This window comes from Mycolicibacterium aubagnense (genome assembly GCF_010730955.1).
Taxonomy (GTDB): domain Bacteria; phylum Actinomycetota; class Actinomycetes; order Mycobacteriales; family Mycobacteriaceae; genus Mycobacterium; species Mycobacterium aubagnense.
The window spans coordinates 5404794-5425588 of the sequence record NZ_AP022577.1 but is presented as its reverse complement, the minus strand read 5'-3'; the positions used below and the strand labels follow the sequence as shown (position 1 = coordinate 5425588).

The 20795-nt window shown below is 63.4% G+C and carries 14 protein-coding genes and 4 pseudogenes; 6 read left to right on the top strand and 12 right to left on the bottom strand.

Annotated elements, in window-relative coordinates:
- Positions 1 to 500: 500 nt before the first annotated feature.
- Entirely contained in the window at positions 501 to 2021 is a 1521-nt protein-coding gene (locus G6N59_RS25925; protein WP_138229784.1) for a succinic semialdehyde dehydrogenase, read from the bottom strand.
- Positions 2022 to 2213: 192 nt separating this feature from the next.
- On the opposite strand from G6N59_RS25925, the gene G6N59_RS25920 reads away from it, so the two are divergent.
- Positions 2214 to 2393, top strand: coding sequence for a hypothetical protein (locus G6N59_RS25920; protein ID WP_138229783.1), 180 nt, complete (start codon positions 2214 to 2216; stop codon positions 2391 to 2393).
- Here G6N59_RS25920 and G6N59_RS25915 read toward each other — a convergent pair.
- The gene (locus tag G6N59_RS25915) at positions 2390 to 4591 is read right to left on the bottom strand and encodes an acyl-CoA dehydrogenase family protein (protein WP_138229782.1); all 2202 of its coding nucleotides are present in this window, start codon (positions 4589 to 4591) and stop codon (positions 2390 to 2392) included. The genes G6N59_RS25920 and G6N59_RS25915 overlap by 4 nt on opposite strands.
- A 374-nt stretch (positions 4592 to 4965) precedes the next feature.
- Between G6N59_RS25915 and G6N59_RS25910 the strand changes: the two are divergent.
- Positions 4966 to 6200 (top strand): annotated as a pseudogene (locus tag G6N59_RS25910) (IS256 family transposase).
- A gap of 52 nt (positions 6201 to 6252) precedes the next feature.
- Positions 6253 to 7251, top strand: coding sequence for an AraC family transcriptional regulator (locus G6N59_RS25905; RefSeq protein ID WP_163911762.1), 999 nt, complete (start codon positions 6253 to 6255; stop codon positions 7249 to 7251).
- A gap of 167 nt (positions 7252 to 7418) precedes the next feature.
- On the opposite strand, the pseudogene G6N59_RS25900 reads toward G6N59_RS25905, so the two are convergent.
- Positions 7419 to 8653, bottom strand: a pseudogene (locus tag G6N59_RS25900) (IS256 family transposase).
- 275 nt (positions 8654 to 8928) lie between these two features.
- Here G6N59_RS25900 and G6N59_RS30740 point away from each other — a divergent pair.
- Positions 8929 to 9063: pseudogene (locus G6N59_RS30740) on the top strand (type II toxin-antitoxin system VapC family toxin); the annotation flags it as partial.
- A gap of 145 nt (positions 9064 to 9208) precedes the next feature.
- Here G6N59_RS30740 and G6N59_RS25890 read toward each other — a convergent pair.
- From G6N59_RS25890 to G6N59_RS25870, 5 genes and pseudogenes are all read right to left on the bottom strand, one after another.
- Positions 9209 to 9829 (bottom strand): annotated as a pseudogene (locus G6N59_RS25890) (beta-ketoacyl reductase); the annotation flags it as partial.
- A gap of 14 nt (positions 9830 to 9843) precedes the next feature.
- Positions 9844 to 11256, bottom strand: a complete 1413-nt coding sequence (locus G6N59_RS25885) for a toll/interleukin-1 receptor domain-containing protein (protein ID WP_163911759.1) — start codon at positions 11254 to 11256, stop codon at positions 9844 to 9846.
- A gap of 190 nt (positions 11257 to 11446) precedes the next feature.
- Complete coding sequence (locus G6N59_RS25880; RefSeq protein ID WP_138233551.1) at positions 11447 to 12349, bottom strand: hypothetical protein; 903 nt, start codon at positions 12347 to 12349, stop codon at positions 11447 to 11449.
- A 360-nt stretch (positions 12350 to 12709) separates the two neighbouring features.
- On the bottom strand, positions 12710 to 13909 hold the full coding sequence (locus G6N59_RS25875; RefSeq protein WP_163911756.1) for an IS481 family transposase: 1200 nt from the start codon (positions 13907 to 13909) through the stop codon (positions 12710 to 12712).
- Between the two features lie 134 nt (positions 13910 to 14043).
- Positions 14044 to 14274 (bottom strand): hypothetical protein, encoded by a 231-nt coding sequence (locus tag G6N59_RS25870; protein ID WP_163911752.1) that lies wholly within the window; start codon positions 14272 to 14274, stop codon positions 14044 to 14046.
- Between the two features lie 617 nt (positions 14275 to 14891).
- On the opposite strand from G6N59_RS25870, the gene G6N59_RS25865 reads away from it, so the two are divergent.
- Together G6N59_RS25865 and G6N59_RS25860 are read left to right on the top strand one after the other, a co-directional pair.
- Complete coding sequence (locus G6N59_RS25865; protein WP_138229778.1) at positions 14892 to 16328, top strand: hypothetical protein; 1437 nt, start codon at positions 14892 to 14894, stop codon at positions 16326 to 16328.
- 163 nt (positions 16329 to 16491) lie between these two features.
- On the top strand, positions 16492 to 16776 hold the full coding sequence (locus G6N59_RS25860) for a hypothetical protein (protein WP_138229777.1): 285 nt from the start codon (positions 16492 to 16494) through the stop codon (positions 16774 to 16776).
- Between the two features lie 166 nt (positions 16777 to 16942).
- On the opposite strand, the gene G6N59_RS25855 is transcribed toward G6N59_RS25860, so the two are convergent.
- From G6N59_RS25855 to G6N59_RS25840, 4 genes are read right to left on the bottom strand one after another with little or no spacing between them, the layout of a single operon-like run.
- The gene (locus tag G6N59_RS25855; RefSeq protein WP_234884162.1) at positions 16943 to 17530 is read right to left on the bottom strand and encodes a nucleoside deaminase; all 588 of its coding nucleotides are present in this window, start codon (positions 17528 to 17530) and stop codon (positions 16943 to 16945) included.
- Between the two features lie 5 nt (positions 17531 to 17535).
- Complete coding sequence (gene upp, locus G6N59_RS25850) at positions 17536 to 18165, bottom strand: uracil phosphoribosyltransferase (protein ID WP_138229776.1); 630 nt, start codon at positions 18163 to 18165, stop codon at positions 17536 to 17538.
- A 9-nt stretch (positions 18166 to 18174) separates the two neighbouring features.
- Positions 18175 to 19416, bottom strand: coding sequence for a URC4/urg3 family protein (locus G6N59_RS25845; RefSeq protein ID WP_138229775.1), 1242 nt, complete (start codon positions 19414 to 19416; stop codon positions 18175 to 18177).
- Entirely contained in the window at positions 19413 to 20732 is a 1320-nt protein-coding gene (locus tag G6N59_RS25840; RefSeq protein ID WP_234884161.1) for a GTP cyclohydrolase II, read from the bottom strand. Before G6N59_RS25840 ends, G6N59_RS25845 begins: the two co-directional genes overlap by 4 nt.
- Positions 20733 to 20795: the final 63 nt, after the last annotated feature.

Sequence of the window (20795 nt, the reverse complement as noted above, 5' to 3'; positions counted from 1 at the left end):
GTTCAGCCCACGCCGCGGAGGTACTTGATCCAGCGGAACATGTTGTACGACACGGTATTGACTCGGAAGCTGCCGAAGTGGCGGTTGCGTTCAATTTAGTCGCCTAGACGTCTGGCGAAGACCGTATCCGCAGCGCTGCTGAAGGATCGTCATTGTCGCGTTGCGAAGACGTTGACCGGCTCTATTTTACATACCGAATAGTATGTAGAAATCTAGTCGACAATGCAGCAGTGTCTGCCGATCGATGATGGCGATACCAGTTCGACACACGTAGTCGGGACCCAAGACAGGACAACGATTCGGCGCTCCCCTGGCCTCCCACGGACGGACGTGCTACCGCATTCGGCCAATAGCATTGCGGCTCAGACTGATAACTCTGATGTCCCGCACTTGCGTTGCGAGTCTCTATGCGAATAGTAGTCGAATCATGTTATGGGAGTGCATTTTTCATCGCCCGCGTCAGAGATGGACCGAGTACTGCATCGCCTGGCCATGGTCCATCAACGCAAGAACTGCAGGATTCGGACCGAACGGCTCACAAGTTCGCCGTGGATGCGCCGCGGCATACCGAAACGCGAATCCATCGCGATCAGTCTCTGCACCCCGATGGTCTGTGCTTCGGTGAAGCGCAGCAGCCCCGGTGCGCCGTGCCGCCGCCCGATACCCGAAGCCTTCATCCCGCCGGCCGGTGCTGAATGCGCGCCGAACGCCGCGGTGTAGCCGTCATTGACATTGACACCGCCGGCCCGGATCCGCTGCCCGAGTCTCATCCCCTCTTTGATGTCTCGAGTCCAGATACTGGCGGATAGCCCATAGGCGGTGTCGTTTGCCAGCGCGATCGCCTCGTCAACGGTGCCGAAGGGGTAGATCGCGGCAATCGGACCGAACACCTCCTCGGTGTGCAGCCGCGCTGACGGTGTCGCGCCGACCAGGATAGTGGGCTCATAGCACTGTGGCCCGATGTCGGGACGAGGCCGGCCGCCGGTCAGCACCGTCGCCCCCGATGCCTTGGCTTGCTCAATGTAGCCGCAGAGCCGGTCGAAGTTTGCGCGAGTGGTGATCGATCCCATGTCGTAGTCGAATGTGTAACCGCTACCAAGCCGCACCTTCCGTGCGTGCTTCACGGCGAGGTCAGTGAACTCGTCGATCACCGAGGTATGCACAAACACCCGCTCAGTTGTCATGCACAACTGGCCGGCGTTGGCGAAGCTGACCCGTGGCAGAGCCGCCGCGGCACGCACGAGGTCGGCGTCGGGCAGTATCACCATCGGGTTCTTGCCGCCCAGTTCCAGCGAGCATCCGATCAGCCGTTCACCAGCACGACGGCCGATCTCACGCCCCGCCGAGGTTGATCCGGTGAACGCGATGTAGTCGGCATTGTCGATGAGCGCGGCTCCGATCGATTCCCGGTTCCCCAGCACGACCTGAAATACTTCGGCCGGGATGCCCACTTGGAGTGCGAATCGGCGCATCAACAGCAGAGACAATGCCGTCTGGTTATCGGCCTTCAGGATTACCGCGTTGCCGGCAATGAGCGCGGGCAACGCGTCGTCGGCACCCAAAGCGACGGGGAAATTCCACGGCACGATCACGACGACGACACCGTGCGGCTGATATACCAGCCGCGCCTGAGAGAGGCACGGTACCGGACCAGAATGTTGTTGTGGCGCAAGCAACTTGGTGGCGGTGTTGACGTGGTGACGACACGCCAGTAGCGCTTCAGCCAGATCGTAGACCGCGTCGATGCGAGCCTTGCCCCCTTCCCGCTGGAGAACGTCATAGAACTGCTCGCGACTTCGATACAGGAGATCGAGCAGTCGACCGATCGTGCGGGCACGATCCGCTACCGACCGCGCGGCCCACTCGGGCTGTGCCTGTCGTGCACGGCTAAAGGCCTGGTCGATCTCATGCTTCGACATCTGCGGAATCCTGGCCAACTCGTCACCAGTAAACGGCTCACAGATCGAGACCGAGTCCTCGCCGACGGGCAGGGTCGCCAGCAAGTCGTCGTGCAGTGTCACAGGATCAGCTCCTCAGGTTCAGGCCGAATCTGCGTGCCCACTGATGCGGTCGCCGCGTCGTCGCAGATCATTCGCTGCATCAGGCCTATTCCGTTGCTGTGCAAGGTATATCAATTTCCGGCTCGCACATTTTGGTCACGGCGCAGCCGCACCGATTCGGTCAAACAGTAGGGGCCAGGTCTCCTGGAGATAATGATCGAACTGGACAACTCATTGACAATTTCGGACATCCATCACCCTGGCTTTGCGCGGGCGCTGGGTAAGCGCATCCAGCACCGCACCTGGTCAACCCGCACACAGACACCAGTGGCTTCCCAGTTGAGTGCGGCAGACGGCCTGCCGCCCGCCGCTGCCAATTCGCGCTCGGACTAGACAGCCGCGTCACGCGGTAGGCCGAGCATCCGTTCGCCGATGACGTTGAGTTGCACCTCGGTGGTGCCGCCGTAGATCGTCATCGCGCGCGTCGTCAACGTGTGGTCGATCCAGATGCCGGCCGGACCGGCACCCGGATCTACCAGCCCGGACGCGCCGAGTTCAGCATGGCAGAAGTCGGCTACCTGTTGTCCGAACCGCATGTTCAGGAACTTTGCGACTGCCGAGGTGACGCCGGCATCGACTCCACTGAGTTGTTTGAGCACCGCGCGCCCCATCAGCAATTGCAGCGTTTGGTTCTCGGCAACCAGTTCGCCGACCCGAGCCAGCGGCGGCGGGTCGGCCTCCCTGGCCCGTACAAACTCGAGAAGATCATCAACCGCTGGGTAGATCGGATTACCCTTGCCCAGTGCCACCCGCTCGTAGGACAGAGTGTCGCGGGCGACGGACCAACCAGCGTTAACGGCACCGACGACACCGGAATCGGGGATGAAGACGTTGTCGAAAAATACCTCGCAGAACATCGACCCGCCGTTCATCTCCTTGAGCTGGCGGATTGTGATGCCGGGCGAGTCCATCTCGACGACGAAGTAGGTGATGCCGGCGTGTTTAGGGGCCTGCGGATCGGTGCGGGCCAACAGTGCACCCCACTCGGCGAGAAATCCCAGCGAAGTCCAGATCTTCTGCCCGTTGACACGCCAGCCGCCGTCCACCTTGACCGCCTCTGTGCGCAGGCTGGCCAAATCGGATCCGGCGCCAGGCTCGGAGAACAGCTGGCACCAAAAGATGTCGCCGCGGAGAGTGGGCGCAACCAGTCGTTCGTACTGTTCCGCGGTGCCACTCAGCGCGACGGCGGGGATCAACCAAGCCGCCAATCCCAGTTCCGGAGGGACAATCCCGGCACGCTTGATTTCTTCGCCGATGATGACCTGCTCGACGGGTCCGGCTGCACGACCGGCCGGCCGCGGCAGAAATGGCATCACCCAGCCGCCATCCCCGAGTCGTTCGCGTTGTGCCTCGTCGTCCAATTCGGAGATCTGCGCCAGTTCGGCTCTAATCTCTGCGCGCAGTCGCTCGCTTTCCGAGGGTAGGTCGAGAGCAACCTCGCGGCGCTGGCCTTGCAGCGCGAGTCGTGCGACCCTCACGGCACAGTCGCGGCTACGGCCCAGCAACCCGCGCAGCACCAGCGCGCGGCGGTAGTACAGATGCGCATCGTGCTCCCAGGTGTAGCCGATCCCGCCGAGTATCTGAATTGCGTCGCGAGCTCCCCTCACGGCGGCGTCGGGCGCGATCATGGCCGCGACCGCTGCCGCATATCCTGCGGTGTCGTCCCCCTCGTCGAGCGCCCGTGCCGCATCCCACACCGCAGCGCGGGCCTGTTCCAGCGCGATCCCACCCTGTGCACAGCGGTGCTTGACACCCTGGAACTGCCCGATCGGCCGCCCGAATTGTTCACGTACGGTGGCATATTCGGCAGCCGTGGACACGCACCACGACGTGACACCGACAGCCTCGGCACCAAGGATCACTGCCGAGACGGCTCCGACCACATCGTCATCGACGCCAGCCAACACTCGGTCCGCAGGCACGCACACACCGTCGGCGACCACGATGCCCAGCGGGTGCACCACATCAAGCGCATCGTCGGGTCGCACCGTCAGCTCCGCCCGGTCGACGACGACCCAGCGCCGCGCACCCGCGACGTAGACACCGAGCACGACGACGTCGGCCAACAACGCTCCAAGCACTGGCGCTGTGCTGCCGTGGACGATCAGCGAACCGCTGCCGTCGTCGATTCCGCAAAGCCCGGGCTCCAACCCCACTCCACCGACCACCGTGCCGTCCGCAAGACCCGGCAGAAATTTCCCTTTGACTTCCCCACTGGACGCAGCAATCACCGCAGATGCCATAACGGAGGACACATAAGGACCTGGCGCCGCACTGCGACCGATGGCCTCCAGCGCCACCGCCGCTCCAACAAGGCCTGCGCCCTGGCCGCCGTAAGCTTCGTCGAGATGCAAGCCCAGCAGGCCCTGCTCTGCCAGCGCCGACCAGAACGCCGGCATCGCCCCTGGCTCGTCCACCGCGGTTCGCAGCACCTCGCGCGGCACCTCGCGAGTGACCAGTCGGTGTACCGCGTCAGCCAAAGCGAGGTGTTCGTCGGAAATTGCAATGCCAAGCCCGTTGTTCGTTGCCATTCCTAATGCTTACCGTCGGCGCCGACGTGGCCCCATGACCGAAAGACTCAATATCGCTGACCTTTCCGCGCACAGACGTAGACCCGTGCTTCAAGCTGTCCATGCCCGAGTAGCGCCGCGCCTACGTTCATCCGACACCGCGGATGCGGTCCGGCTCTGGGAGAAACTGCGGTGGAGGCGGCTAGCGTGGGAAACGCCCTAAGGTCACCGCATGAGCTCAGGCACAATGGCGATCCAGTTGGTTGCGTCCATCAAGGTGGTGTACGAGTCGGACCTGATCAGCGGTACCGGCGTGTCGTAGCCGAGTGATTGAAGGTCATCGCGTGATTCTTCGAGAGACCGTCCAAAGTCACTCGAGCAAAGGAATCGACGCGATGACCACTGCCCACAATATCGATCTGCCCACTGTGCTGGCCGAACGACTCACCACTGCCCATCCCGACGTGCTGCGCGAGCTGCTGGCCACGTTCATCCACACCCTGATGGGCGCCGAAGCCGACGCCCTATGCGGTGCCGGCTACGGCGAACGCTCGGCTGAGCGCACCAATTCCCGCAACGGCTACCGACACCGTCAATTCGACACCCGTGCAGGGACTTTGGATCTTGCGATCCCGAAGCTGCGGCAAGGATCCTACTTCCCGGACTGGCTGCTGGAGCGCCGTAAACGCGCCGAGCGGGCCCTGACCACGGTGGTGGCGACGTGTTACCTGCTTGGTGTCTCGACGCGGCGGATGGACAAGCTGGTCGAGACCCTGGGCATCACGTCGTTGTCGAAGTCGCAGGTGTCGGTGATGGCCAAGGAACTCGACGCCGCCGTGGAGGCGTTCCGGACCCGGCCGCTCGATGCCGGCCCGTATACGTTCGTCGCTGCGGACGCTCTGGTGCTCAAGGTGCGTGAAGCCGGCCGGGTGGTCAACGTGCACGCCCTGATCGCCGTCGGGGTCAACGCCGAGGGCTACCGCGAGATCCTGGGAATCGATGTCACGACCGCTGAGGACGGGCGGGCTGGTTGACGTTCTGGCGGTCGTTGACCGCCCGCGGCCTGTCCGGGGTCAAACTGGTCACCAGCGACGCCCACGCCGGGCTGGTCGCCGCCATCGGGGCCACCCTGCCCGGAGCGGCGTGGCAGCGCTGCAGAACCCACTACACGACCAACCTGATGTCCGTCACTCCCAAGAGTTCGTGGCCCTGGGTGCGCACCCTGCTGCACTCGGTGTTCGACCAACCTGACGCTGAATCCGTTGCTGCTCAATATGATCGGATCATCGACGCATTGTCCGACAAGCTGCCCAATGTCGCCGATCACCTCGAAGCGGCGCGGCCGGATCTGCTGGCGTTCACCGCGTTCCCCAAGCAGATCTGGCGCCAGATCTGGAGCAACAATCCCCAGGAACGACTCAACAAGGAGATCCGCCGGCGCACCGACGTCGTGGGCATCTTCCCCGACCGCGCGGCCCTGATCCGTCTCGTCGGAGCAGTGCTGGCCGAACAACACGACGAATGGGCCGAGTCGCGGCGCTACCTCGGCCTCGACGTTCTGAGCAAATCACGCACCGTCAACGACACCCCAACCGAACAGGAGGCTACCCCCGCGGCACTGCCCGCCTGACCCAACTACCTCGAAGAATCACACGACGACGTCATACACCACGTCCCTGGACTTGACCATCCAGTTCGTTCGCGCGGCGTTGGAGACCGCACGAGCTAACGGCATCGACCTGGCGGGACCGCTGACTGAGGTCATTAACCCTGCGCTGATTAGCCACGACCTGGCCCGGGTAACCTCAGACCAGGTCGTCCAGATGGCCCAGCTCTTGTGGCATCACACCGATGACGAACTATTCGGCCTAGCCCCGCGTTCTATCCCGCGGGGGACCTTCCAGATGGTCACTCTGGGCGTGATCCACACTCCAGACCTGCGTACCGCGCTAGCACGTCTAGGGGAATTCATCCGTATAAGCACTGGCGTGCCAACCAGACTTGTTGACGAACCGGATACACACCTCGCGCGATTCGAAATCGATATGGACTTCGCCGCCAGGTTGGATCCAGTCATTGTGGACATTGGCCTTGCTGTCATACATCGGTTCGCGTCATGGCTGATCACCCACCAAATTCGACTACACTCCGTCGAACTCCCGTACCCCGAAACACCCTATGACGGAGACTATCCAACGGTATTCGGAATACGTCCGAGCTTTGGTGCGCGGCGCACCGCACTGAGTTTCGACAACAGGTACCTACAGATGCCGATAGTCCACACCGATTCCGAGCTGAAGCAATTCATCAGAAACTTCCCTGCCGACATCTTCGCCCGGCGCGAATACGTCGCGAGTACAGCACACCGGGTGCGCCGCATTTTGGAGCGCAACCAAGGCGGCCCCTGGCTCTCCGCCGACAAGGTGGCGGCGCGGTTATGCTTGAGCCCACAGCATTTACGCCGTCGGCTCAGCGCGGAAGACACCACCTTCCGGTTAATCCAGGAGCAGATTCTGCGGGACCGCGCAATTGAAAGCCTCACTCGCGGCGACGAGACAATCGACGCACTGGCGACCCGGTTGGGCTACTCCGAACCCAGCGCCTTCCGCCGGGCATTCCGACGCTGGACCGGTACCCCTCCCGGAGCCTATATCGCGACTACGGACCACCTCGATCACTGATCACCACACCAAAGATGTTGGCGAACGCCCGTTACTCGTCGAGATCAAGCCAGCCATCAACCTAGCCGCGCAGCGTCGAGTCGCCTCTTCTCCATCGAGAGTGTCGGCGGGTCAAGTCCAGGGACGTGGTGTATGACGTCGTCGTGTGATTCTTCGAGGTAGTTGGGTCAGGCGGGCAGTGCCGCGGGGGTAGCCTCCTGTTCGGTTGGGGTGTCGTTGACGGTGCGTGATTTGCTCAGAACGTCGAGGCCGAGGTAGCGCCGCGACTCGGCCCATTCGTCGTGTTGTTCGGCCAGCACTGCTCCGACGAGACGGATCAGGGCCGCGCGGTCGGGGAAGATGCCCACGACGTCGGTGCGCCGGCGGATCTCCTTGTTGAGTCGTTCCTGGGGATTGTTGCTCCAGATCTGGCGCCAGATCTGCTTGGGGAACGCGGTGAACGCCAGCAGATCCGGCCGCGCCGCTTCGAGGTGATCGGCGACATTGGGCAGCTTGTCGGACAATGCGTCGATGATCCGATCATATTGAGCAGCAACGGATTCAGCGTCAGGTTGGTCGAACACCGAGTGCAGCAGGGTGCGCACCCAGGGCCACGAACTCTGGGAGTGACGGACATCAGGTTGGTCGTGTAGTGGGTTCTGCAGCGCTGCCACGCCGCTCCGGGCAGGGTGGCCCCGATGGCGGCGACCAGCCCGGCGTGGGCGTCGCTGGTGACCAGTTTGACCCCGGACAGGCCGCGGGCGGTCAACGACCGCCAGAACGTCAACCAGCCCGCCCCGTCCTCAGCGGTCGTGACATCGATTCCCAGGATCTCGCGGTAGCCCTCGGCGTTGACCCCGACGGCGATCAGGGCGTGCACGTTGACCACCCGGCCGGCTTCACGCACCTTGAGCACCAGAGCGTCCGCAGCGACGAACGTATACGGGCCGGCATCGAGCGGCCGGGTCCGGAACGCCTCCACGGCGGCGTCGAGTTCCTTGGCCATCACCGACACCTGCGACTTCGACAACGACGTGATGCCCAGGGTCTCGACCAGCTTGTCCATCCGCCGCGTCGAGACACCAAGCAGGTAACACGTCGCCACCACCGTGGTCAGGGCCCGCTCGGCGCGTTTACGGCGCTCCAGCAGCCAGTCCGGGAAGTAGGATCCTTGCCGCAGCTTCGGGATCGCAAGATCCAAAGTCCCTGCACGGGTGTCGAATTGACGGTGTCGGTAGCCGTTGCGGGAATTGGTGCGCTCAGCCGAGCGTTCGCCGTAGCCGGCACCGCATAGGGCGTCGGCTTCGGCGCCCATCAGGGTGTGGATGAACGTGGCCAGCAGCTCGCGCAGCACGTCGGGATGGGCAGTGGTGAGTCGTTCGGCCAGCACAGTGGGCAGATCGATATTGTGGGCAGTGGTCATCGCGTCGATTCCTTTGCTCGAGTGACTTTGGACGGTCTCTCGAAGAATCACGCGATGACCTTCAATCACTCGGCTACGACACGCCGGTACCGCTGATCAGGTCCGACTCGTACACCACCTTGATGGACGCAACCTGTCGGCGTGGCACCGCGCCGAGACGGTTCGCGTCGGCGACGTAGAACCGTGTCCACCTAACCTGACACGACTCCTCGGCCATCCGGTGAGCGCAGCAACACAGTTTTAGCTACACAGATGGAAGATCCGCCCGGGACTCCACCGGAGCTGTCCATCTGGCCAGCGCGTTGGCGGTCGGCGACCCCGGCCTGATCCTCGCCGTTTGGGATAGACGCCTGCACACCGGAGCCCAAGCCGCCGGGTGTCGAGTCGCCCCCGCCCAACTCGACGCGTAATCCGACCGCTCGACATCAGACGTGGCTCAACCCCAGCACGGACCACGATCAGATACCGATTCGCCAGGTCACAGCCCGTCGTAGGTGGGCAAGTCCCCCTCGCACACAATTTTCCTCAGCTGCAGATCCCGGCACCCGTCGAGCATCAACTCAACTCTGGCCCGGCAACCGATTCCGGGCTCGACTCCGGCACTGCAACCAATTCCGCCTCGCCCGAACCCAATTCCGACTCGGCCAGCTGACTTGCGAGATGCTCGGCGAGCTCGCCGATGGTCGGGTAGTCGAATACCGCAGTCGCGTTGATCGTGAATTTGCCGCCGAACTGGCTATGCAGCCGGTTGCGAAGCTCGACCGCCATCAGCGAGTCGGTGCCCAGGTCCAGGAACCGGCTGGTGGCGGCCGGCGGCTGTGCCAGTCGCAGGAAATTCTGCACCTCATGCTGGAGGAACTCGGCGACAAAACCGGTCCGCTGTGACACCGGAATCTCCATCAGCTTCTTGAGCAACTCGCTATCCCCGGTCACATCTGAAACGGCGCTCGGCAGCACCAGTTCGAGGATCGGTGGACGCGAGCTGCCCAGCACCTTCGCGGCACGCTGCCAATTGGCCTTGATAACGGCGGCCTGTCCGGTTCCGTTGGCGATGACCTCGGCGAGCGCGTTGAGTGCAGCCGATGGATCGAGCCCTATCAGGCCCTGCGCGCTGATGTTGGCTGTCGCAGCCGCCGACGAGGCCATGCCGCCCTGCGCCCACGGGCCGAAGTTGACGTCCAGGCCACTTTCTACATGCGCCGAGCTGCTCGATCGGCAAAGTACGGTCCGAGGAATTCGGGAGCCAACAGCCGAGAAGCTAGCTCGCTTCCGCTCTCTGGGAGGTCCAGCAGCCAAGCGCTGAAAGCCATCCGATGTACGGCGTCCGCAACGGCCTCCGCGCTGGGACGGAAATCTTCCGGCGATTTCGCTTCGAGCAGTTCCCGCTCAAGTTGGCCATCGGAGCCTCCACGACCGTATCCGAAGTCTTGTTCGAGCCGATTCAATTCCCACTCGTTCCAAGGCCAAACGCCCCATTCCGCCATGCCCGCCGTGAGGACCGCTCGCACGCGCTCGGGAAGAAAAGTGCTGCGCTCCGACAGCAGCCACGCGATGTACTCGGGGTCTTCGTAGAAGCGCATTGGCGGCCCGTTCGAAACATAGTTGCCCTGAACAAATCCGCACGCAATATGCCCAGCGCTATACCTGCCGAATTCGGGATCCCGGAACACATACTCGTCATCGCACCGGGGTGGCAATCCGTCGTCAGTCAACCCGCTTCCAGCTCGATCCTTCCGCTTCCGACTCTCGAGTCCCCTGGCCAACGACTCCTCGTATAAGCGCTGCAGCTCCAACTCAAACTGGCCGCCAAACCCAGGGATGGCCAGCTGCGGTGCGTAGGCAATGAGATACCGGGGAAAGGCATGGCACGCCGCCTCAAGCCCTGGTGTCTCCTCGATGAACCGGTGCACTTCCTCCGGGGGCGTCACCTGGGTTATGGGCGCCCTGGCAGCGACCTTCTGCCATTCCATCTGAGCTGCCGCCCAGGCGAGCCGGTATCCGCGCTTTGCGGGTTCAGTCGAGCTCTCGGGCAACGGGAAGCCCCACCTACCCCAGCCCATCGGTTCCTGCCAATCCCCTTCCATGTCATTCGATTCAGACGCTGCCGCTACGTCGAGCCACCAGTCATCTGTCACTACTGGCGGGCTGTAGCCCATGTCGATGAGATGGTCGCGCGCTATGACGAGGGTCGAGCCCTGGGGTCGGATAACTTCACAGAGTTGGCGAACCACCTGGTCAATCCCGCTCGCGCTTGAAACGGCGAACTTGTCGGCAAGCGGTGGTGAAAAAGCGATGATCTCGTCCCTGTTGACGCCGTGCCAGACCGGCAGCAACACTCCCCCAGTTTGAATGTCGCGTGCGACCAGCCCGTCAAGTTCCCATTGGGGCCAGCTCTTCCCGAAAAAGCTAGGACTCAGAACCACGATACCGAACCGCGACTGAGCCAGACCTTTGTCAATCGACCTGCGGAGCGAGTCTCCTATTCGAAGGGTGAACTCGTCATACCAGACCTCGATGTGCTCGTCCCGCAGTCGCTCCGCGAGGGGTCGCACGAAGTCGTCTTTGTCCTCGCTGGCGTGGCTTATGAAAGCGTCGTACAGCATTAGCAAACGCACCCAGCAGTTCCAGTCATGCACTGCATTATTGCCCGCGGCACCGAACCGATCGGGCCAGCGAGGCCCGCTCGACATGTCGTCCTACATAGGCCCCGACGACGTGGCGATGCTGACCTCAACGGATGGGGCACTTCTGAACGAATTTCGACGGTCAACAACCTCGAAAAAGAGATCGCAGTCATCGCGGGCTGGTTGGTAAGGGAGGCCAATCAGGGTCTCGCTCACCGACAACCCATTCGCCGTCCTGATCCAGGGTGATGAGTCGCCAGCCGTGCGTTCCGAATTCAGCGCGCTCAAGACGCGCTCTGGCGAGCTGCGGTCTCAGAACGCTGCGGCCGTCTGGCCCGAATTGCGCGAGCACTGCATCCAGCTGAAGGTAAAGACCAAACTCCATTGACTTATAACGGTATTCGAGGATATCGATACGTCTTGAGTCTTCGACCTGCTGCCAGAACCAACCGAAGAATTCGCGCACTCTGGTCGAGTAAGTCGCGATGGGAGTCATGACGTCGACATTGTCACCAGTGTGCGACGTGATGTACTTGCGCCCTTTCGACCGCCAGCCGTCCCACTTGAGCAACTCAGTCCGGTTGACCGTGATGGTGTTCCATAGCGCCATCGGGCCACCGCCGCCGGTATTGGACCAATTGGTTGTCATAGATGTGACGGGGATGGCGTAGTGCAGAGAGTAGTTCCGCAGGTCAACCAGAAACGTGGTCGGCTCGTCGCTCAGCAGTTTGCCAACCTTTGGCGTCCACACCTCCACCTCCCATCTCGTGCGCTTGTCCTCGGTGCCCGGTGCGTGGCGTTCCGGCCACACTCGACGGTGGATGCCGCGCATAACGTCGCGGAGCGTCGCCAGGGCGGCGAGGTAGTTATGCAGCAGGCGGGCAGCTTCGGTCCCGAAATCATCAGGCAGTTCACTTACGAACATTTGTTTGCCGACGAACTGCGTGAAATGCTTTTCGAGCTCGACGCTGTTACCAGCGAAGACGCCGGACGCGCGGTTGAGCTGTTCGAACCAGTCGCGGAACACCCTGCCGGGCAGCGCCTCGAGGTGGGCGTTTCGACTATCCATCATCCGACCGAACGGAGTCTAGGTCGCCGCGTCATCGTTGCGGCCGGGGCTATCCACATCGCCGAAGCTACGCTCCGTCGGTGATCGCGGCGGCAATAACCGTCGTTGAGGCCGAGATCCTCGTTCAGCCGCTCGACTGGAACGGTGTGGTTCGCAGTGATTGACCGCCGAATGCGAGAGCGCAGGCAATCAGCCGGTCCGCAGCACCGGACAGGTCGCCTAGTCGTGCCCTCGCTGATTGCACCCTCCTCGACAACTCACGCCGTAAATTCGCTAGTCAGCGATTCAGTTGGAAGGTCTCAACTCGTGTCGCAGGTGGCCAAGTCCCCCCTCGGACACAGATGTGGTGAGTCGAGTCATGGGTTACACATGAGTCGAGTCATCGGTTACAGAGAACCCCGGCCTTTTGGCCGGGGTTTTTTGTTGGTGGGGCCAGTAGTTTCGGTCGGGGTTGATGTGGTGGTCGGCGATCGGGGTGTAGCTGGTTGTGCTGATCACGGTGACGGTGCTGGTGGCCACCAGGATGAGCACGGGTGTGCCGGCGTGGCGGCGTCCGATGCCCAGGTGGTGCAGGCGGCTGCCGTGGCGCAGGGTGAGTTTGCCGAATTGGTCGACGGTGTCGTGGCGGATGCGGAAGTGTTCGACGGTGCCGGTCGGGGTGGCTTTGGGTCGGGTGGTGTAGGCCTGCGCGGGGGTGGTGGCCGCTGGCAATGCGCGGTGCACTCGGGCGGTGTTGTAGATGACGGTGAATTCGTCGAGCAGGCATTGCAGGTCGGCCAGGGTCGCTGGTCGGGGGCGGGCGGCGAGCCAGCGTTTGAGTGTTTGGTGGAACCTCTCGATTTTGCCTTGGGTTTGGGGGTGTCCGGGGCTGCCGTTCTTTTGCCTGACTCCCAGGGTGGCGATGAGTCGTTCGAAGTCGTTGTGGCCGTGGGTGAATCGTGATGTGTAGACCGATCCGTTGTCGGTCAGGGTGGATGCGGGCAGCCCGTGGGTGTCGATCAAGGTAGTGAAGCTGGCCACGACCTCGGTGACGCTGACACTGCGGAATGCGGTGCAGTACAGCAGATACCGGAAATGGTCATCGAGCCAGTTGAGGATCTCGGTGTCGGTGCCGTCGGCCAGGGGCCAGTGCGTGAAGTCTGACTGCCAGCATTCATTGGGCTGTTCGGCGGCGAACCGCCGGAAGGACCGTTTGGGGCGTTTGCGTGGCTGCGGGGTGATCAGGCCGTGGTGGTGCAGGATGCGGCGAATGGTGGAGGTCGAGGGCACCGGGAGCTGTTGTTCAGCTAGGTGCGTTTGCAGGGTCACCGGCCCGGCGTCGAGGCCGTTGGCGGTGAGCTTCTCGCGCAGCAGCACGATCGCGGCGATGACCTCATCGCTGACCGCGCGGGGATTGCTGGCCGGACGCCGTGACCGCGGTTCGACCGCGTCGAGGCCGCTGTCGCGGTAGCGCTTGAGGAGGCGGTAGATGTGCTGGCGGGACATCGAGTAGTCGCGGGCGGCGGCGCTGACCGACAGATGCCCTGAGACGACTTCCAACACCACCACGCGGGCTTTCGACATGAGTCATGACTGTCACCTATGACGCGACTCATCGAGTGTCGTTCCAGGTGTAACCCATGACCCGACTCATCTGTCACCTATGTCGTGACTCACGACACCCCCTCGGACACAGATGTGGTGAGTCGAGTCATGGGTTACACATGAGTCGAGTCATCGGTTACAGAGAACCCCGGCCTTTTGGCCGGGGTTTTTTGTTGGTGGGGCCAGTAGTTTCGGTCGGGGTTGATGTGGTGGTCGGCGATCGGGGTGTAGCTGGTTGTGCTGATCACGGTGACGGTGCTGGTGGCCACCAGGATGAGCACGGGTGTGCCGGCGTGGCGGCGTCCGATGCCCAGGTGGTGCAGTACGGGGTCGGAGCCATTCATAGGTGCAGAAGCCGAAATGCCCTACGATGCCCCGCGCCGGGACAACAGAGCCTGATGAGCATGACGATATTCGCGGTGACGGCGCTCGCCGCAATATTGGCGGCCTCCGTCGTCGACAACGCCGACACTTAGGACCAGCAGTGCCTCAAATTGGTGCATTCAAACGGCATCGGAGGCCACGACACTGTACGGAATGGACGTCATGCCGGACACGGTTCATATCTTGAAGGTCCGCCGCAACACGTGTGTATTTGTATTGCCCAGACAAGATCGTGATATCGCCCTCTAAGTCGACTGTGGGTCTACCGCACATGCGTGCCGAAAGGGGCACACCAGGCGCGGCGACGGTCAGTGGGAGAGCCACCGGCGGGCAGCCGAAGCAGAGGCGGCAGGTTTGCAACCTGCGGTGGAACATCCACTGCTCGGGGACCGCGCCTTCGACCCGAAGGCCACCTCAATTGGCGATTGCCGCAGCGAGTAGTGGCGGTTGCGACAGGAGCGGTCGGTAGCAGCGTATTCAGGCGATACGGCACGCGAGCAAAGGTATAACTACCCTATCGACAGAAGTCCGTCGCAGCCGATTCTGAAACGACACGGCTGTCCGAAGGGGTGCGGCGATGACATTGGCGACGGAGGTCTGTCCCAACGGTCACCCGAACCCGCAGAACCAGCATTTCTGTGGGGACTGCGGAGCTCGGATTCGAGCAAGTACCGAACGGCTCGTCAATGAGATCGGTGCCAAATTAGATGATTTCGAATCAGGCCGGATAAGCCTGGGCGAATTCCAAGGATTTGTAGACCACGCCGAATCGGCGTTGCCCGAAACTGCCGAAATTAGCGGCAGTGCGTCGAAGATGGCAGTGCCTCTTGCGAACTCGGAGCCGAGGGCTTCATGGCCTAGCTGGCCGCCGAACGCTCAAACCTACTATCGCCCGACCTTGATCGCTGCCGTCGCCGCCAGTGCCGGCGTCATGATCGGCACCGTCGGTCCATGGGCGAGCGTCCTGCTCTTCAGCCTGAGCGGTCTCGACGCTGGAGACACGGGCAAGACAGCATTGGCCTTCGGCGCAGTGGCCTGCGTCGGTCTACTCATTGTGTTGTTTTGGCCGCGCACACGTTTCAACCCGCGATGGGCCCTACCACTCGCGTGGTTCGCGGCTGTCGCGGGCGTCTCGTGCGTCACTTTCGCGATCCTGACGCTCATCAGAATCATCACCATTCCTAAGGCTCGCTTCTTTGGCATTCCGATCGGCGCCTCCGCCGGATGGGGACTGTGGTTACTCGCTTTCTCGTCTGCAGTGCTGTGCGTAACGGCTGCAATCGTGGCCACCGAAATTGCTCGCTATGTAGACGTGATTCAGTATCGTGGGCGACCACAAACCGCTTGGACGCACGGTTGGCGGCGAGCGTCAGTCATCGCATCCGCTGCCATTGTGATTTCAATCGTCGCCGACTTCTCGACCCACTGGGGCAACGACTCCTCCGGCAGCGGCCAAACCTCACCGATGGAGTCGACGTCCGTTCCCAGCTTCCCGTCGTTCACGGCTTTACCGTCATTTCCGAACTTTCCATCACTTCCTAGTTCCTCCGTGCCAACACACGCATCGACGCCGAGTTCCCGACCGACGGTCCCTGAACCGGCCACGCCAACGGCGGTTCCCACAGATCCTGAGTCCGACAGCTTCAGCCAGCTCAAAGCCATCGCCAACGACGACCGTCACTATGTGGCCAACTGGCTGGCCGATCAGTGGGTCCCCCAACTGAGTTCTAAGCGGCCAGGATTGGTCGCGGAAGGCATCGTTTGGGACAACACAACGACATTGCGTGAATACCTTCAGCTACGACAAAAGTACCCAGGCGCGAGACTGCTCTGGTCCGGCGACTGGTCAACGTTCTCTTCACGGGACTTCTGGGTCACAGTTGCGGGCGTAGGCTTTTCGGACCCCGACAACGCCCTCGCATGGTGTACCGACCACAACCTAGATCGAGATCATTGCTACGCCAAGCTGATTAGTACAACCCAGGCGATCGACGGTAGTACCAGATACAACTGATCCATCCCTAGCAGGGATGGAACCCGACCACTACGACGTCGATCGGGTCAGAGCTCCCAGCCGCACTCAAGAAAATTTCGAAAAAGTTGTCCCGCGCATCCGGGCTCGTTGCTCATACCGGTAGCGCGGCCGCCCGGCAGCGCACTGGACAAAGGACACCTTCATGAATGTCACGCTGAACTCCACGACCAAGCGGCTCATCGCAGCGGTGGGCATGGCAGCAGCCGGCGCTGCCATGCCCGCCCTGCTCCCCTTGGGTGTCGCAGCCGCCCATGCCGATGCCTGTTACGGCGAGCTCCAATATTCGTACTACTGCTCGCCCGCGAGTGGAGCGCAGTCACAGGCCCCCGAGCTCAATCCCTTCTCCGGGCCGCCGTCGACCAACTTGTGGTCGGCCCTCCCGGGTTGCACGGGCGGGGTACTCGCGGCCCTTGGGGGCGAATGCTGACAGTTCCTTGAGCAGGCGCCGCCCACCCGGGCGAGTTCCTGGACCTGAAGAACATCGCCCGACCGCTGACCTCGTTGCGTGGGCAGTGCGGTATGTCCGTCACGCCGGCTCAGTTGTCGGCACTGTTCGACGCGCTGTCGGCGTGAGCCGGACGGGGCCGCTGGACTCAGTGCCAGTAGCCCCGATGCGCTTGTGCCGCTTCGTCTTCCAGTAGCGGTCCGATGACGGTGATCGGCCGGTAGCCGTGCTGCAGGATGTCGCGGCACGGCAGGGCGAACGCCGCGTTTTCGGGGTCGTCTCCGGTGAAGTGGAACAGCCGGGTGTTGGACATGCCGTACACCACCCGGCCGATGCCGCTCCAGTAGATGCCGCCCGCGCACATTGTGCACGGCTCGGTACTGGCGTATAGCGTCGCCGATTTCATACCGTCATCGCCGAGCGCTCGCCAGGCGCTGCGGATGGTGACCATCTCCGCGTGATCGGTCGGGTCACCGCCGTCGACGGCTGAGGTGTTGCCGTGCTCGGCGACGACCTTGCCGGCGGCGTCGGCGACCAGCGCGCCGTAGGGTGCGCCACCGCGCAGTCGAGCCTGTTCCGCCAAGGCGAAGGTCCGCCGCAGGCGAGCCAGATCTCCCGGGCCGGGATCGGGCTCTGCGAGGGCAGGTCCAGCGCTCCGCAGTGCCGCGGCGGAGGCACCGACCAACAGCCCGGCGCCGCGCAACACGGCCCTCCGGTTGGGTTCCGGCATGGCCATGAGCGCTACTTCGTTCCGAAGATGCGGTCGCCGGCATCGCCGAGACCGGGCACGATGTAGCCGTGCTCGTCGAGCTGCCGGTCCAGCGCCGCGGCGTAGATGGGTACCTCGGGGTGCGCCGCCTGCATCGCGGCGACTCCCTCCGGACAGGTCAACAGACAGACGAACTTGATGGACCGCGGCCGGTACTCCTTGAGGCGGTCGATAGCGGCCACCGCGGAGTTGCCGGTGGCGAGCAGCGGATCACACACCACGATGTCGCGCTCGTCCAGCTCACTCGGCATCTTGAAGTAATACTCCACCGCTACATGGGTTTTCGGGTCGCGGTACAGACCGATGTGGCCGATCCGCGCGGCAGGCACAACGCTGAGCATGCCGTCCAGGATGCCGCTGCCCGCCCGCAGGATGGAGACGAAGACGAGCTTCTTGCCGTCGATCACCATGCCGGTGGTGGATTCCAACGGAGTCTCGATCTCGATCTCGTGCATGGGGATGTCGCGCAGCACCTCGTAGGTCATCAACGCGGAAATCTCGTTCAGCAGCTGACGAAAACCTTTGGTGGACAGGTCTTTCTGCCGCATCAGCGTCAGCTTGTGCTGGACCAGCGGATGGTCGACGAGATGCAGGTTACCCATGGCGCCCTCCTAGAAAACCGTGCCGTCACTGCTGATGGACAATGGCGGGTTACCGGCCCGTAGCTGTTGCGCAAGGGTGCGCCCGGCGGCCCAGGTGCCGCCCTCGAGGACACAGGCCAGGGGCAGGGCCTGGGAGTCGAGGCCCAGGCGGGCGCGGACCAGCGGCGCGAGGGCGTCGAGAAGCGCGACGGTCAGGGCGCGCCATTCGACCACGAATTCGTCGGCCACCGACCAGGTTCGGCCCGAGGCCGCGGGATCTCGCAAGCGCAGTACCCCGGTGTCGAGCAGCAGGCCACCGTTGCGGTACTCGGGCAAACCAGTCAGGGCGTCCAGCCCGGTGACCGTCACCCCTGCCCACTCGAACGGCTCCAGCAGCGAGTAGGTCAGCCACTGCGACAGCTTGTGGAACGGCATCCACCCGAGTGACAACCCAACCCCCGGAACCGCAGGGTGCGGCCAGCAGTCGCCGAGTGGGATACCGCCAATATCGTTGTCCGCCAGCCAGACCCCGGACAGAGTGTCCAGGAGCCGGACCAGGATGTCGTGCGCACCGACCGCCGGGCCGGCCTGCACGTCGAACAGGCCACCAGGACGCCCCTGCGGACCGAAGACCTCGGGTTGACTGGCCAGGGCGGCACCGAGGCGGCGCAGCAGCTGCACCCTCCCGCTGAGCCCCACCAGCGGATTGCCCGGCCCAGCCTGAAATGCCCGGCCGAGGGCAGCGTCGTCGACACTGCGCAGCCGTTCGGCGTCGACCTGCCATGGCTGGGCCGGGTCACTGGAGAACGCCCCGTCGACAAAGGCATGCCAGCTGGCCACCCCGAGGCCCTCGGACCGCGTAAAGCGTTGCCCGGTAGCAGGTTCCACGTAGCCCCAGTCCGGCCCGGCACCGGCGTCGAGCAGCACGCTGACCACGGCGAGGTCGATCATCGAGCGGGCCTGAGCGGCCGCGTCCAACGTGGCCAGCCGGGCGCGTAGGTCGGTGGTGCGGTCGATGCCGCCGGCCTCGAAATGACGCCAGCGGCTGTGATACGGGATCACCAGATCCGGATATCGCGTGCGGGTGACGTCGGCGACGAAGTCGGCGGCCCCCGCGAGCGAGTCGTCGTCGACGACGAACCAGCGGGACTCCCCCGCCCGTGCGCGGCGCAGCAGGTAGTCCGCACGGTCGCGGATGGCGTCAGTTCTGCGCAGGATGCGGACCGCGACGGCGCTGTCGGCATCGGTGCCGATATCGGTGCCCGTTGTCATGGCGTGAGTCCACGGCCCTTGGCGATCTTGAGCTCATCGGCGTCGGGCACCGCGCCGGGCGTGAAATAACCGGCGGCCGTCTTGGCATCGATCTCGACGCGAGCATCGGCCGGGATCAGGTCGTCGGGGATATTCACGCGTTCGACGACCTCGATACCCGAACCGGTGATGGCGTCGTACTTCATGTTGCTCATCGACACCAGCCGATGAATCTTGCGGACACCCAGCCAGTGCAGCACGTCCGGCATGAGTTCCTGGAAACGCATATCCTGCACCCCGGCAACACATTCCGTCCGGGCGAAGTATTGGTCGGCGGTATCGCCGCCGACCTGGCGCTTGCGCGCGTTGTAGACCAGGAATTTGGTGACCTCACCGAGGGCACGGCCCTCCTTGCGGGAATACGCCACCAGCCCGACCCCGCCCCGTTGGGCACCCAGGATGCACTCCTCGATGGCATGGGTGAGATACGGCCGACAGGTACAGATGTCGGACCCGAACACATCCGATCCGTTGCACTCGTCATGCACGCGCGCGGTCAGTTCCACGTCCGGGTCGGCAAGCTCACGGGCCTCGCCGAAGATGTAGACGGTCTGTCCGCCGATCGGCGGGAGGAACACCTCGAGATCGCCGCGCGTGACGAGTTCGGGGTACATGCCGCCGGTCTCCTCAAACAGCACGCGGCGCAGTTCCGTTTCACTGCAACCGAATCGCGCCGCCACGCCGGGAAGGAACCAGACGGGCTCGATGGCCGCCTTGGTCACCAGCGCGGCACCGTTGTCGAGCAGCACCCGACCGTCCGGGCGGAGCCGGCCTTTGGTGATCGCGTCGGCGACCTCGGGCAGCATCACATGGGCCTTGGTGATGGCGATGGTCGGCCGGATGTCATGGCCGCGACCCAACTCCGTGGAAAACGCCTCGGCGACCATGGCGCCCCACGGGTCCAGGCTCACGATCGCCCCCGGTTCGGCCCACTGGGGATACGGCCCGATCACGTCGGTGGGTGCGGTGTTGGTCAGGTCGGCGCGGTGCTCCGGCGAGAGCGCACCGGCAGCCACCGCCAGTGCCCGGTACACGCTGTACGAGCCACTGTGGGTGCCGATCACGTTGCGGTGCGCTCGCGTGGTCGTGGTTCCGATCACCGGGCCGCGCTCGGCGGCGGTAGCGGCGCCCCAGTGGATCGGCAGCGCATCGGCGCCGCCGCTGTGGGACGTCAACCTGATGTGACGGGCCGGGTTGCGCGGCGGGGCCACTGACGCGGCAGGACCTGATGCTGCGTCTGGACCTGATGCTGCGTTGAGACCTGATTCAACGACCATTCGACATCGCTCCTTCCCGGCATGCTCCAGTCAACCCTGAAACGGCCGGGTGTGCAGCGGTAC

Excerpts from the sequence above, each read along its gene's own strand:
- G6N59_RS25920 (WP_138229783.1), top strand. The coding sequence starts at position 2,214 with ATGATCGAACTGGACAACTCATTGACAATTTCGGACATCCATCACCCT.
- G6N59_RS25915 (WP_138229782.1), bottom strand. The coding sequence starts at position 4,591 with ATGGCAACGAACAACGGGCTTGGCATTGCAATTTCCGACGAACACCTC.
- G6N59_RS25885 (WP_163911759.1), bottom strand. The coding sequence starts at position 11,256 with ATGCTGTACGACGCTTTCATAAGCCACGCCAGCGAGGACAAAGACGAC.
- G6N59_RS25880 (WP_138233551.1), bottom strand. The coding sequence starts at position 12,349 with ATGATGGATAGTCGAAACGCCCACCTCGAGGCGCTGCCCGGCAGGGTG.
- G6N59_RS25875 (WP_163911756.1), bottom strand. The coding sequence starts at position 13,909 with ATGTCGAAAGCCCGCGTGGTGGTGTTGGAAGTCGTCTCAGGGCATCTG.
- G6N59_RS25870 (WP_163911752.1), bottom strand. The coding sequence starts at position 14,274 with ATGAATGGCTCCGACCCCGTACTGCACCACCTGGGCATCGGACGCCGC.
- G6N59_RS25865 (WP_138229778.1), top strand. The coding sequence starts at position 14,892 with ATGACATTGGCGACGGAGGTCTGTCCCAACGGTCACCCGAACCCGCAG.
- G6N59_RS25860 (WP_138229777.1), top strand. The coding sequence starts at position 16,492 with ATGAATGTCACGCTGAACTCCACGACCAAGCGGCTCATCGCAGCGGTG.
- G6N59_RS25855 (WP_234884162.1), bottom strand. The coding sequence starts at position 17,530 with ATGGCCATGCCGGAACCCAACCGGAGGGCCGTGTTGCGCGGCGCCGGG.
- upp (WP_138229776.1), bottom strand. The coding sequence starts at position 18,165 with ATGGGTAACCTGCATCTCGTCGACCATCCGCTGGTCCAGCACAAGCTG.
- G6N59_RS25845 (WP_138229775.1), bottom strand. The coding sequence starts at position 19,416 with ATGACAACGGGCACCGATATCGGCACCGATGCCGACAGCGCCGTCGCG.
- G6N59_RS25840 (WP_234884161.1), bottom strand. The coding sequence starts at position 20,732 with ATGGTCGTTGAATCAGGTCTCAACGCAGCATCAGGTCCAGACGCAGCA.